We start from the raw sequence: 13252 nt of genomic DNA, 5'->3' as shown, positions 1-13252 counted from the left end.
ACACATGGGTAGGCCGTCGAAGAACATCCTGTCGTCGAAAACGATCGCATTGGCTGCGCTCGCTCTCGTCGACGAGAAAGGCAACTTCACCATTCCCGGTGTGGCGGCTGCGCTTGGAGTAAACGCGTCATCTCTTTACCACCATCTGCCGGGTGGCCGGATCGCCATCGTGCATCGAATTCGTGAAGAGCTGTATGCCGAAGTTGACTTGACTCCGTTAGTCGATCCATCCACGCCAGCACTTGACCGCCTTCGTGAATGGATGTTCGAGATCCGATCAGCGCTCGCACGGGTGCCCGCGATAGCCCCCATCCTCGTCGCAGCTCCCGTGGAAGATCTGCGAACACTGGAGATCTATGAGGCGCTGTTCGTCATTTTGAAGGATGCAGGGGTTCCCGCAGCCCGCCGCGCCGCATACTCCGCGATGATCGACGCGGTTATCCTGGGTTCCGCGGTTGACGCGGGCTCACCCATCCCGCTGTGGCGCTCCGAAGGTTTCGATTTGCCGGAACTTCACGCGATCGCATCCGCAGACAACCTTCAGAGGGCGAACGACGGGTTTTCTCTGGCTGTCGATGTCGTTGTGGACGCAGTGAGCAAGACAGAGTTCTGATCAGATGTAGTAGATCGCCGAGTCCGCATACGAATCGGTTGCGGCGGAGGCCCGAGGGCGTGGCACCGCGGGTGCACCCACGAGCAGCGACCCTTCGGGCGCATCCGACACCACGACCGCGTTCGCCCCGATCATCGAATGCGAACCGACGGTCACGTTGCCGAGCACCGTCGACCCGGCCCCGACCACGATGTCGTTGCCCAGGGTGGGATGCCGCTTCTCATGCTTCACGCTCGTGCCGCCAAGCGTCACCCCGTGGTACATCAGCACGTCGTCGCCGATGACCGCTGTCTCACCGATCACGACGCCCATTCCGTGGTCGATGAAAAACCGCCGACCGATGACGGCGCCGGGGTGGATCTCGATGCCGGTCAGGAATCTCGTGAACTGCGAGACAGCGCGGCCGGCGGTGTGGAGCCGGTGAGTCCACAGCCAGTGGGCGACCCGGTAGCCCCACACGGCGTGGAGGCCCGAGTAGGTCAGCCAGATCTCGAAGTTGGATCGCGCAGCGGGGTCACGACGTCGAGCATTGGCGATGTCCTCCCGGGCGCGGGAGAACGGCGCCATCAGGCGAGGTCTTCGTACAGGACGGTCGACAGGTAACGCTCGCCGTAGCTGGCGATGATGACGACGATCGTCTTGCCGGCGTTCTCGGGACGACCCGCAAGCTGCACCGCCGCCTCGACGGTCGCACCGGACGAGATGCCCGCGAGGATTCCCTCCTCGGTGGCGAGGCGACGAGCCATCGAGACGGACTGCGCAATGTTGACGTCGATGATCTCGTCGTAGACGTCGCGGTCAAGAATCTCGGGAACGAAGTTGGCGCCGATGCCGGCGATCTTGTGCGGGCCGGGGGCGCCACCGTTGAGAATCGGGGACTCCTCGGGCTCGACGCCCACGACAACAACGCCGGGCTTCTGCTGCTTGAGGTAGTTACCGGTGCCGGACAGGGTTCCTCCCGTACCGATGCCAGACACGAAGATGTCGACGGCACCATCGGTGTCGTTCCAGATTTCGGGGCCGGTCGTAGCGAAGTGGATGGCCGGATTCGCGGCGTTCTCGAACTGTTTCGTGAGCACGGCACCCGGGGTGTTCGCGACGATCTCGGCGGCCTTCGCGACCGCACCCTTCATGCCCTCGCCCGCTGGGGTGAGGATGAGTTCGGCGCCATAGGCCTTGAGCAGAGTCTTGCGCTCCTGGCTCATGCTCTCCGGCATGGTCAGGATGACCTTGTACCCGCGTGCGGCGCCGACCATCGCGAGCGCGATGCCGGTGTTGCCGCTGGTGCCCTCGACGAGGGTGCCGCCGGGCTTCAGCTCGCCCGACTTCTCGGCGGCATCCACAATTGCTACTCCCAGGCGGTCTTTGACGCTAGCCGAGGGGTTGTAGAACTCGAGCTTCGCGAGCACCGTCGCCCCGAGGCCTTCGGCCACCTTGTTCAGGCGCACGAGTGGCGTGTTGCCGAAAACCTCGGTGATGTCGTTGTGGATGCGAGCCATGAGGGCGCCTTTCGTAAGAAACCGGTGGTCACCAGACTAGGCACTTGGCCCTGGGTGAGTCCTCCGGTTACAGCGAATGACCGGCGCCCAGTATTCCCGACGACGCCCAAACTGCGATCGAGAGTGCGAATGTTGCCGCTATCGGGGAGCCATAACGACACTCTCCGCACTCTCGACGCGGCCGGAGAGGCCGAAGGGGCGGCCGCGGCGGCCGCGCCCGGTGTAGCGCTTAACTGACGATGGCACCCACCCTCTCGGGTGAGTGCCATCGATCTACTGCATGCTGTGCAGTCGTGCGGGTGTGAGTACGTTGGTGCTGGAACTACAGCGCTGCGAGCTCGGAGAGCATCGCGTCGCCCGGAGCCGCGAAGACCGAGGTGGCCTCGATCTCGGCGCGGCCGAGCAGCTCGTCCATCTTGCGACGGCGGTTGCGGTTGATCAGCGTGACGACGGTTCCGACCTTGCCGGCGCGGCCGGTGCGGCCCGAACGGTGCAGGTAGGTCTTGTACTCCTCGGGCGCGTCAGCCTGGATGACCAGCGAGATGTCATCCACGTGGATGCCACGGGCGGCGACGTCCGTCGCGACGAGCACGTTGACCCGGCCGCTGGTGAGCAGCTGCAGGTTGCGCGTGCGGCGCGACTGGTTGAGGTCACCGTGGAGGCTGGTGGCCGGAATACCGGCGTCCTCCAGGTAGTCGCTCATCTCTTCGGCGAACGCACGGGTGCGCGTGAAGATGAGGGTCTTGCCCTCGCCCCGTGCGAGCTCCTGGATGATCTCGCGCTTGTCGCGCTGCTCGATGAGGAGCACCTTGTGATCGATGGTGGATGACGCCTGGTCTTCACCGGCGACCTCGTGCACTGCAGGGTCAACGAGGAACTGCTTGACGAGGGTGGCGACACCCTTGTCGAGGGTGGCCGAGAACAGCAGCTTCTGGCCGCCGTTGCTCGTCTCCTTCAGAATGCGCTGGACCGGCTCGAGGAACCCGAGGTCGCACATGTGGTCTGCCTCGTCGAGCACCGTCACGATGACGTTGCTGAGGTCGAGACGACCCTGCTCGATGAGGTCCTCGACGCGGCCCGGGGTCGCGATGATGATGTCGACGCCACGCTGCAGAGCGGAAACCTGCTTGAACTGGGGCACACCACCGACGATCGTGGTGGTGAACAGGCCGACGGAGCGTGCGATCGGCTGCACGGTGCGGTCGATCTGCATGGCAAGCTCGCGGGTCGGGGCCAGGATGAGGGCGCGAGGTTTGCGTCCCATCTGGCGGTCCTTGCCACCGTTGTTCTCCATGAGGCGCTCCACGAGGGGCGCGCCGAAGGCGATCGTCTTACCTGAGCCGGTCTTGCCGCGTCCGAGAACGTCGCGGCCCGAGAGCACATCCGGGATTGTCGCTGCCTGGATGGCGAAGGGGGCCTCGGCACCCATGCTGGCCAGCTGGCGAACGATGTTGCTTCCCAGACCGAGGTCGGCGAAGGTCACACCCTCGACGTCAGTCGCAGTGATGACGGCGGCTTCGAGGCGCTCAAGCACGACATCCTCGACCGGTCCGGTCGTGGTGCGAGCCGTGTAGTAGTCGCTCTCGCGCTTGGGGGCGCGGTCGTCGAAGTCACGACGGGGAGCGCGGTCTGCGCGGTCGTAGCTCGGGCGCTCGGTGCGAGCGCTGTTGTACGACGGGCGCTCGGTGCGCGGGGCGCGGTCGTTGTACGCGGGACGCTCGGTGCGGGCGGGACGGTCGGCGTTGTATGCCGGACGGTCGTTGCTGCGGGCCGGACGGTCCGAGTTGTACGCCGGGCGGTCGCTGCGAGCCGGGCGGTCGTTGCCGTACGACGGGCGCTCCGTGCGGGGTGCGCGATCCGAGTTGTACGCGGGGCGCTCGGTGCGTGCCGGACGGTCGCTGCCGTAGCTCGGACGGTCGTTACCGTACGCCGGGCGCTCGGTGCGCGGAGCGCGGTCGTTGTACGCCGGGCGGTCATTGCTGCGCGCCGGACGGTCGTTGCGGTCGCCGTATGACGGGCGAGCCGGACGATCCGAGTTGTAGCTCGGGCGGTCGTTGCTGCGGGCGGGACGGTCGTTGCCGTATGCCGGGCGCTCGGTGCGCGGAGCGCGGTCGTTGTACGCCGGGCGGTCATTGCTGCGCGCCGGACGGTCGTTGCGGTCGCCGTATGACGGGCGGGCCGGACGGTCCGCGTTGTAGGCGGGACGCTCGGTGCGGCCCGGGCGGTCGCCGTATGACGGACGCTCTACTGCGGGACGGTCACCGTATGAGGGACGCGCGGGCTTGCGGTCGCCGTAGGACGGGCGGGCGCCACGTTCCTGCGCCTGGCGGTCCTGGTACGAAGGCTTGGAGTCGCGGGGGCTCCAGTCTGGGCGACGGTCGTCGCGCGCAGGGCGGGCCGAACCGGTTGAGCGGTCGCCCGTGCGAGCGGCACGGTCATCCCCGGTCCAACGCTTCTTGGGCGCACCGGTTGCGCCGCCGCGGGCGCTGGATGATGGTGTGGACTTGTAGGGCTTCTTGCCGCCAGCGGGCGGCTTGGAGTAATTGGGCATAGTTCTTCCTGGGTTCTGATGTTGTCGTGTATTAACCCGCGTGAATACGTCACGCGTGAGCAAACACAGAGCGCATGAAGGTAGAGCACCGACTGCGTTGGATAGACGCGCCATGCCTTACTGAACCCGGGCGATCTTTGACCGGGGCCGTCACATACATTCGTGTGATTGTCACCAACCCCTGCTCTCGGCAGTAGTTGGCAAACCGGCCCGCAAGACTACAAACCCATGCGCGAACGCTCGCGCTGTCTTGAGCCGACTTACCCACGTTACTCCATGCGGGCCGATACGGCTAGGGCGAGCTGCTCTCGTCCCCACCCAAGTGAAGGAAATTTCGGCCCAGACCCCCGCCGTGGGCCGCTGGGCCGCATCCATTCGAGGTTTCTCCTTCATTTGGGCGGGAATGGGCGGGAGGGGGCGGTGCGCCAGACTGTTGGAATGCAGATCGCGATCGAGCCTGCCAGGCAGCCAGACGTGGAGGAGATGCTGCGCGCGGGCGAGCAGTACGCCCTGAGTGTTTACCCCGCCGAGGAGTGCTTCATGCTCGACATCGGCGAGCTCGACCGGCCGGGCGTGACCGTGTGGGTGGCGCGTCGTGACGGGGTGGCGCTGGGCATGGCGACGCTGGTCACGGGTCGCGAATTCCCCGAGCTGAAGCGGCTGTTCGTGCACGATCACGCCCGAGGCGCCGGGGTCGCGGGCGACCTGCTCGACGTCGTCGAGAAGCATGCCCGGGATGCCTCGGCAGGCGTCATCCGGCTCGAAACCGGTGATCGGTCCGACGCTGCTGTCGCCCTCTACGAGAAGCGCGGCTACCGGCACATCCCCCGTTTCGGCGAGTACGCGGATTCGGCGTCGAGTGTCTGCATGGAGTTGACCCTGTAGCCTCCCGCTACGCCCCCACAACCTCCGGTTCGGCCGCAGCCAGCGCCGCGCGCTTGTCGTCGCGTCGCTCCTTCGCGCCCTCCACGAGGTAGTAAAGCACCGGCAACACCACGAGCGTGAGCAGCGTGGATGACACGAGTCCGCCGATCACGATGATCGCGAGCGGCTGCGAGATGAAGCCGCCGTTGCCGGTGAACCCGATCCCGAGTGGCAGCAGCGCGAAGATGGTGGCCGCCGCCGTCATCAGGATCGGACGCAGACGACGAGACGCGCCCTGCAGGATCGCCTCGCGCACCTTCATCCCTCGCGCCCGGTACTGGTTGATCAGGTCGACGAGCACGATGGCGTTGGTGACGACGATTCCGATGAGCATCAGCACACCGATGAGCGATGCGACGCCGAGCGGGATGCCAGACAGCACCTGAAGCACGATCGCACCGGTCGCCGCGAACGGCACAGACACCAGCAGCAGCAGCGGCTGGCGGAGGCTCTTGAACGTCGCAACCATCACCACGTAGACGATGAGGATGGCGACGAGCAGCGCGAGCCCCAGCTGGCTGAACGCGTCGGCCTGCTGCGAGGTGACCCCACCGAGGGTCGCGTCCGCCCCGGCCGGGAGCGTCAGCGAGTCGAGCGCCTGTGAGACCTGCGCTGACGCGGTTCCGACGTCGTCACTGTTGGGCGTCACGCTGACTGTCGCGCTGCGCTGACCCTTGATCGCGGTGATGTTGGCCGGGCCGTTCTGCTCCTCCACGGTCGCGAGATCGGAGAGCGGCACGAGGCCGGTCGCGGTCGGGATCGAGAAGTCCCGCAGCTGCTGCACCGTCGTCGGCGCAGCATCGTTGAGAATGTAGATCGAGAGTGTCTTCTCATCGATGACCACCGAACCCACCGATGACGGGTTCATCGCCGCGGTGACGATGCCGCCGACGGCGATCTCGCTCAGCCCGGACTGCGCCGCCTTGTCACGGTCGACGGCAATGGAGATGAACGGCTGGTCGTTGGACAGGTTGCTGGATGCCTCGGCAACCACGTCGAGACCCTGCATCTTCGCGAGAACGGCGTCGGCGGCATCCCGCAGCTCTGTCTCGCCTGTTGCGGTGATGTTGACGTCGATGGTGGATGACGCGAACCCTCCGCCAGCGGCCTGCAGGGTGATTTCGCCGGAGTCTGCGATTTTGGCCACCGCCTCGCGCACGTCGGCCTGCAGCTTCACCTGGTCGACGTCGGGGTCGGTCGTGAGTGAGAAGGTGGCTCCGCCTGATCCGGTGAATGCGGAGCGCAGCGAGCTTCCGCTCGAGCCGATCGAGAGCTGCACAGTCTCGACCCCGTCGATGTCGGCCAGCGCTGACTCGACCTTCATCGCCGCGTCATCCTTGGCCTGCAGGCTCGCGCCGAGGGGAAGGGTCTGGCTCACCGTCAGCGTGTTCTGCCCGCTGTCGCCAATGAAGTTGGTCTTCATGAAGGGCAGCAGCGCGACGGTTCCGCCGAGCAGCAGCACCGCGGCAAGAATGACCGCGACAGGGCGCTTGAGCGTGAAGTTCAGCACCGGGAGGTAGCCCCGCTGCAGTCGATTGGGCGCCTCGGCCAGGTCTGAGGGCTGGCCGCCAACCGGCATCGAGCCGGCGTGCTTGCTGGGCTGCTTGTTGCCGAGGAACCAGTAAGCCAGCACGGGCACGATGGTGAGCGAGACGAAGAGGGATGCCGCGAGCGCGATCGTCACCGTGAGGGCGAACGGTCGGAACAGCTCGCCCGTGATGTCGCCGACGAGGGCGAGGGGCAGGAACACCGCGATCGTGGTGGCCGTCGATGCCGTGATCGCCCCGGCGACCTCCTTGACGGCGGCGAGGATGGCGGGAAGCTTCTCCTCGCCGAGTCCGATGTGCCGCTTGATGTTCTCGATCACCACGATCGAGTCGTCCACGACACGACCGATCGAGATCGTCAGCGCCCCGAGCGTAATGATGTTGAGCGAGTACCCGGAGGCCTGCATCCCGATGAAGGTGATGAGAACGGATGCCGGGATCGAGATCGCCGTGACGAGCGTCGATCGCACCGACAGCAGGAACAACAGGATGACGAGCACCGCGAAGACGAGCCCGAGAAGGCCCTCGGTGGCGAGCGAGTTGATGGACTCCTCGATGAAGGGCGCCTGATCGAAGGCGGTCGTGAACTTCGTGTTCTGCCCGAGCGACTTCTCGAGTTCGGGGATAAGGTCACGCACATCCTGAGACACCGCGACCGTGTTGCCGGCGGGGGTCTTGGTGATCGCGATCGTGAGGGCGGGTTCGCCGTTGACGCGTGAAATGCCGGTAACGGGGTCGTCCCGCAGTTCGACGGTCGCGACATCCGTCATGGTGACGACGCCGCCGGTATTGCCGCCGAGGAGCGGGAGCGCCGCGATCTGCTCGACGGTCGACAGCCTGGATCCGGCCTGAACGGTCAGGGTCTTGTCGTCTTCGGTGATCTGACCCGCCGGCAGCAGCACGCCGTTGGCGTCGAGGGCGTCCCGGAGCGCCTGGTTGCTCAGGCCACGCGCGAACAGCTCATCCTGATTGGGTGTGATCACCACGCGCTTCGCCGTGCTGCCCAGCAGACTGACGTCGCTCACATCGTTGAGCTTCTTCAGGTCGACGATGGTCGAGTTCTCGAGCTTCGCCGAGAGGTCGTCCGGGTTCATGTCGCTCGACACGGCGATCTGGATGACCGGAAGGTCCGAGAAGTTGAACGTCAGAACCTGGGTTTGGGCAGCATCCGGCAGGTTGGAGAGCCGGTTGATGGCCAGCTGGACCTTCTGCTCCGCCGTCGCGATGTTGGTGCCGTAGGTGAACGACGCGGTCACGCTGGAGACGTTCGCGCTCGACGTGGAGCGGCTTGACTCGAGGCCGGCAACCCCCTGGATCGCAGCCTCGATCGGGGTCGACACATCCTTGTCGACGACGGCGGGGGCGGCGCCCGGGTATGTCGTGATGATGAAAATCTGCGGCAGCGACAGGCTCGGGATCAGCTCCTGCTTCAGGGAGGTCAGCGAGATGCCGCCGAAAACGCCGATGACGATGGTCACCAGGGCGATGAGCGCCCGGTTTCGCAGGCTGAACACGGAGAAAAGATGCACGGAGAACTCTCTGCTGCTGGGGGTGGCCAGATGGTTGACGACAGTCAGCACTGCTGTGTGCCTGCTATGGATTATCCCCGCGTCCGCTTTGAATTACGTACTCCGAGCGGATTATTCGGCCATCCTTCGGGTCACACCACGCTCGCGGCGAAGTCGTGCACCGGCTCCGCGATCGGATGGCGGCCCACCGACGCCCAGGCGCGCGCAAGGGCATCCACCCCTCGTTCTGTCTCGTCGGCCGAATACGAGAACGGGATGCGCAGGAATCTCTCGAAGGCGCCGTCGACACCGAAGCGGGGGCCCGCCGCGATGACCAGGCCCTCGTTTCGCGCGGCGAGGGCGAGTTGCGAGCTGACCGCGTGCCCGAGGTTCACCCAGGTCGTGAGACCGCCGCCGACGTGCGGAACCGTCCATTCCGGCAGGCGCTCGACCAGCAGTCGTTCGAGCCGCTCGCGGCCCTCGCGCAGGTAGGCCCGTCGTGAGTCGAGAATCGAGTCGAAGTCGCGCAGCAGGTTCAGCACGATCAGCTGTTCGATCAGGGGCGTGCCGAGATCGCCGGCCGACCGGGCCCTGACCAGCCGCTGGATGACCGTGCGATCCGCCCGGATCCACCCGACCCGCACCCCGCCCCACACGGTCTTGCCGACCGAGCCGACCAGGATCGCGCTGCCGTGCGCCGCGAAGGGAAGCACCGGCCCGGTGTCGAGCCCGAGCTCGCCCATCGTCTCGTCGGCGATGAGCGTCGTGCCGTGCCTGGCCGCGAGCGCGAGCACGCGCTGCTTCAGTTCGACCGACATCGAGACGCCGGTCGGGTTGTGGTGGTCTGGCATGAGGTAGCCGAGCGAGGGGCTGGTGCGCTGGATGGCCTGCTCGAGCGCGAGTTCGTCCCAGCCGCCATCCGAAGTCACGCTCACGGGCACGAGGCGCGCACCGGCCGCCTTCAGCGAGTCGATCGCGTGCGGGTATGTGGGGTTCTCGATGAGGGCGCGATCGCCGCGCGCCATGATCGTGCGGGCCACCAGCGAGATCGCGTGCTGGGCGCCGATGGTCACCATGATCTGGTCGGGATCTGTGGGCAGGCCCCTGGCCGTGTAGCGGTCGGCGAGCGCTTCTCTCAGGGCCGGGATGCCCACGGGATCGAATCCGGAATCGCCGAGGTAAGCGGGGAGCTGCTCAACGGCCTCCTGTGCAGCGGCGACGATTCCGGGGATTGCCGGGAGGGTGGCCTTGCTGAAGTCCAGATATCCGGGCTGGAACTCGCTCTGCACGGGAACCCGGTACGGAAGCTGCACCACGCTGCCGGAACCGCGCACGCTGGTGAGGTAGCCGGCATCCCGAAGCTCGGCGTAGGCGGCAGTCACGGTGGTGCGGCTGATCTGAAGTTGCGCGGCCAGTTCGCGTTCGGCCGGCAGACGGGTGCCGGCCGCCACCCTGCCGTCGAGCGCGAGCAGCCGGATGCGGCCTGCAAGCGCCGTGTACGCGACCCCGCCGTCCCGCCATCCGGTCAGCATCGAGGCCAATACGCGCGCGGAAACCAGAGTCATGACGCCACTATACGGAATTGGCATCTTGTTCACAGTCCAATCGTGCAATTGGATTGCAGTCATGCTCCTCATGTCCCGCCGCGTCGCGCAACTGCTCGTCGGCCTGTTCCTCTACGGCTTCGCCATTGCGATGATGCTCGAAGGCGCGCTCGGCGCCTCGCCCTGGGACGTGCTCAGCCAGGGGGTCGTGCTGCACACCGGCCTCAACTTCGCGATCGTGACCAACGCCATCGGAGTTGTGGTGCTGCTGCTGTGGATCCCCATCCGGCAGAAACCCGGGGTCGGCACCGTCGCCAACGTGCTGCTGATCGGCCCGTCCATCGAGGTCGGCCTGTGGATGCTGCCGGAGCCAGACTCACTCGTGGCCCAGATCCTGCTGCTCGCGGGCGGACTGGTCCTGCTGGCCATCGCCACGGGCCTGTACATCGGGGCGCGGTTCGGGCCCGGCCCTCGCGACGGACTCATGACGGGCATCCATCGGCGTACCGGCTGGCCCATCTGGGCCGTGCGCACCTCGATCGAGGTGACGGTTCTTGCGATCGGCTGGGCTCTCGGCGGCACCGTCGGGCTCGGCACTCTCGCATTCGCGCTGCTGATCGGGCCGATGGTCAACGTTGCACTGCCCCTGCTGCGGGTGCCGGGCGGAGACACCGCGGCCGGGCGCGCGCCGGCGACCTCCCCAACCGTTGGAAATTCAGGAGATCCGCTGCCGAACCCTGCCCTGGGCGCGCAAGCTCGTCCGTAGCGTCAGGATTTCCTGAATTTCCGAAGGAGGGAGGGGCTGGCGCACGTGCCGCAGATAACGGTCACGCGCTAGGCGTTGACAGCCCCGTGGCGAGGAGTAGGGTCATCCCTCGTGACGAGTGAAGCACGGTCGCCCAAGAGGTGGATCATCGGGGAGCCTCTCGCCTCCGAAAAACTTGAGGGCCAGCTGCTGCCGAAGCACCTTGCGCTGCCCATCTTCGCGAGCGACCCGCTCTCGTCGGTGGCCTACGCGCCGCAGGAACTGCTGATGATTCTCCTGATCGGCGGGCTCGCCTTCCTCTCGTTCGCGCCGTGGGTTGCCGCGGCAGTCGTGATCCTGCTCATCGTGGTGGTGTTGTCGTACCGGCAGCTCATCAAGGCGTATCCGAGCGGCGGCGGCGACTACGAGGTCGCGTCGAAGAACCTCGGCGAGAAGGCCGGGCTGGTCGTGGCGTCTGCCCTGCTGGTCGACTACGTGCTGACGGTCGCGGTGTCTGTGGCATCCGGTGTCGACAACATCATTTCGGCGATCCCCTCCCTCAACCCGTTCCGGATCGAGATCGCGGTGGGTTTCATCATCCTGCTGGCCGCCGTGAACCTGCGTGGTGTGCGTGAATCGAGCAAGGCGTTCGCGGTTCCCACCTACCTGTTCATCGGCAGCATCGCGGTGATGGTCGTGGTCGGTCTCGGTCGCACCATCGCCGGCGACCCGCCCGTTGCCGAGAGCGCTGGCTACGTCGTGCAGGCCGAGAACCTCACCCAGGCCGGCATCATCCTGCTGCTGCTGCGCTCCTTCGCCAGTGGATGCGCCGCCCTCACGGGCGTCGAGGCCATCTCCAACGGCGTGCCTGCATTCCGCAAGCCGCATATACAAAACGCGCAGAAGACTCTCGTCGCGATGGGCGCGATCGCCATCACCCTGTTCGTCGGTCTCGTCGCCCTGGCACTGATCGCCGGAGTGCACTACGCCGAAGACGCGTGCCATCTCGTCGGCTACGCAAACTGTGAGGACATCCCGCAGCGCAGTCTCGTCGCGCAGCTGGCGTCATCCACCTTCGGCAACAACAGCATCCTGTTCTTCCTGATCCAGGGCGCAACGGCAGCCGTGCTGCTGCTCGCCGCCAACACCGCCTTCAACGGCTTCCCGCTTCTGGGTTCGGTGCTCGCCACCGACCGCTACGCCCCCAAATCGCTCTCCACGCGCGGCGACCGACTGATCTTCTCCAACGGCGTGATCATCCTCGCGGTCGTTGCCGCAGTGATTCTGGTGGTGTACCAGGCCGATGTCACGGCGCTTATCCAGCTGTACATCATCGGGGTGTTCATCTCGTTCACGCTCGGCCAGATCGGCATGGTGCGGCACTGGCTCAGGATGCTGCGCGACGGCTGCGCGGATCCCGTCGGCGTGTGGCGGAGTCTCGTCATCAACGCGCTCGGGGCGACCATGACCGCGATGGTGCTGATCGTCGTCACGGTCACCAAGTTCACTCACGGCGCCTGGCTCGTCTACCTGATCATGCCCATCCTGTTCACCCTGATGCTCGGCGTGAACCGGTATTACCGTGACGTCGACAAGGAGATCGCGGCCGACCCGACCACCATGTTCGGTTCGGAGGGCGACCACGCGATCGTGCTCGTCGGCCGGATGCAGAAGCCCGTGCTGAAAGCCCTCGACTACGCGATCGCCGCCCGCCACAACTCGATCGAAGCCGTGCACGTCTCCATCGACGACGCCGCGACAGACCAGCTCGAGAAGGACTGGATCGCCCAGAACATCAAGGTTCCGCTGAACATCCTCGAGTCGCCATACCGGGACATCAGCGCACCCTTGGCCAAGTACATCCGGTTCCGCCGGGAGCACAACGGCCCCGAGGTCATCACCATCTACACACCGCACTACATCGTGGGTCACTGGTGGGAGAACCTGCTGCACAACCACACGTCGAGGCGCATCCGTCACAAGCTCGCCCTCACCCACGGCGTCGTCATCGCGCTCGTTCCGTGGCTGCTCGACTCCTCGACGCTCATCTACGGCCGCCGCTCGCGCCCACTGCCCGGACAGGATCGGCGCGGCGAGCTCCGGCGACCGGTTGCCAGAAAGCCGATGCCCCCCGCCGCCGCCGTTGTGCGGCCGAAGACCCCGGTGGGTGCCGGTAAGGCCGCAGCCTCGAAGCCCGCTGCCGCTCGGCCTGCCGCTGCGACGAAGCCTGCCGCTGCCGCCAAGCCCGCCGCCAAGCCCTCCGCCAAGCCGAAGAAGGCACCGGAATCGCCGCCCCAGTAGGTGCCGCGCGCGACCTTGCC

At 66.2% G+C, this 13252-nt stretch carries 9 protein-coding genes; 4 read left to right on the top strand and 5 right to left on the bottom strand.

The window, feature by feature from the left end; all coding sequences use genetic code 11:
- The first annotated feature begins 4 nt into the window (after positions 1 to 4).
- Positions 5 to 613: a TetR/AcrR family transcriptional regulator gene (locus QMG83_RS01190; RefSeq protein ID WP_283503541.1), complete on the top strand. Its 609-nt coding sequence runs from the start codon at positions 5 to 7 to the stop codon at positions 611 to 613.
- Here the strand turns inward: QMG83_RS01190 and epsC are convergent, their stop codons facing one another.
- The 3 genes from epsC to QMG83_RS01175 all read right to left on the bottom strand — a co-directional run bounded on the left by epsC (position 614) and on the right by QMG83_RS01175 (position 4663).
- Positions 614 to 1180 (bottom strand): serine O-acetyltransferase EpsC, encoded by a 567-nt coding sequence (epsC, locus tag QMG83_RS01185; protein WP_283503540.1) that lies wholly within the window; start codon positions 1178 to 1180, stop codon positions 614 to 616.
- Complete coding sequence (gene cysK / locus QMG83_RS01180; RefSeq protein WP_283503539.1) at positions 1180 to 2112, bottom strand: cysteine synthase A; 933 nt, start codon at positions 2110 to 2112, stop codon at positions 1180 to 1182. The genes epsC and cysK overlap by 1 nt, the downstream gene beginning before the upstream one ends.
- A gap of 322 nt (positions 2113 to 2434) precedes the next feature.
- The gene (locus tag QMG83_RS01175; RefSeq protein ID WP_283503538.1) at positions 2435 to 4663 is read right to left on the bottom strand and encodes a DEAD/DEAH box helicase; all 2229 of its coding nucleotides are present in this window, start codon (positions 4661 to 4663) and stop codon (positions 2435 to 2437) included.
- A gap of 438 nt (positions 4664 to 5101) precedes the next feature.
- Between QMG83_RS01175 and QMG83_RS01170 the strand changes: the two genes are divergently transcribed.
- The gene (locus QMG83_RS01170; protein WP_283503537.1) at positions 5102 to 5548 is read left to right on the top strand and encodes a GNAT family N-acetyltransferase; all 447 of its coding nucleotides are present in this window, start codon (positions 5102 to 5104) and stop codon (positions 5546 to 5548) included.
- Between the two features lie 7 nt (positions 5549 to 5555).
- On the opposite strand, the gene QMG83_RS01165 is transcribed toward QMG83_RS01170, so the two are convergent.
- Positions 5556 to 8663: an efflux RND transporter permease subunit gene (locus QMG83_RS01165; protein ID WP_283504498.1), complete on the bottom strand. Its 3108-nt coding sequence runs from the start codon at positions 8661 to 8663 to the stop codon at positions 5556 to 5558.
- Positions 8664 to 8794: 131 nt separating this feature from the next.
- Positions 8795 to 10207: a MocR-like transcription factor YczR gene (gene yczR / locus QMG83_RS01160; RefSeq protein WP_283503536.1), complete on the bottom strand. Its 1413-nt coding sequence runs from the start codon at positions 10205 to 10207 to the stop codon at positions 8795 to 8797.
- A gap of 70 nt (positions 10208 to 10277) precedes the next feature.
- On the opposite strand from yczR, the gene yczE reads away from it, so the two are divergent.
- Both yczE and QMG83_RS01150 read left to right on the top strand, forming a co-directional pair.
- Positions 10278 to 10952, top strand: a complete 675-nt coding sequence (gene yczE / locus QMG83_RS01155) for a membrane protein YczE (protein WP_283504497.1) — start codon at positions 10278 to 10280, stop codon at positions 10950 to 10952.
- A gap of 111 nt (positions 10953 to 11063) precedes the next feature.
- Positions 11064 to 13232: an APC family permease gene (locus QMG83_RS01150; RefSeq protein ID WP_283503535.1), complete on the top strand. Its 2169-nt coding sequence runs from the start codon at positions 11064 to 11066 to the stop codon at positions 13230 to 13232.
- The last annotated feature ends 20 nt before the right edge of the window (positions 13233 to 13252 follow it).

It is taken from the genome of Salinibacterium sp. G-O1, from assembly GCF_030063305.1.
Classification (GTDB): domain Bacteria; phylum Actinomycetota; class Actinomycetes; order Actinomycetales; family Microbacteriaceae; genus Rhodoglobus.
The sequence above is the reverse complement of the archived record's forward strand: the minus strand, read 5'-3'. Positions and strand labels throughout refer to the sequence as shown.

Excerpts from the sequence above, each read along its gene's own strand:
- QMG83_RS01190 (WP_283503541.1), top strand. The coding sequence starts at position 5 with ATGGGTAGGCCGTCGAAGAACATCCTGTCGTCGAAAACGATCGCATTG.
- epsC (WP_283503540.1), bottom strand. The coding sequence starts at position 1,180 with ATGGCGCCGTTCTCCCGCGCCCGGGAGGACATCGCCAATGCTCGACGT.
- cysK (WP_283503539.1), bottom strand. The coding sequence starts at position 2,112 with ATGGCTCGCATCCACAACGACATCACCGAGGTTTTCGGCAACACGCCA.
- QMG83_RS01175 (WP_283503538.1), bottom strand. The coding sequence starts at position 4,663 with ATGCCCAATTACTCCAAGCCGCCCGCTGGCGGCAAGAAGCCCTACAAG.
- QMG83_RS01170 (WP_283503537.1), top strand. The coding sequence starts at position 5,102 with ATGCAGATCGCGATCGAGCCTGCCAGGCAGCCAGACGTGGAGGAGATG.
- yczR (WP_283503536.1), bottom strand. The coding sequence starts at position 10,207 with ATGACTCTGGTTTCCGCGCGCGTATTGGCCTCGATGCTGACCGGATGG.
- yczE (WP_283504497.1), top strand. The coding sequence starts at position 10,278 with ATGTCCCGCCGCGTCGCGCAACTGCTCGTCGGCCTGTTCCTCTACGGC.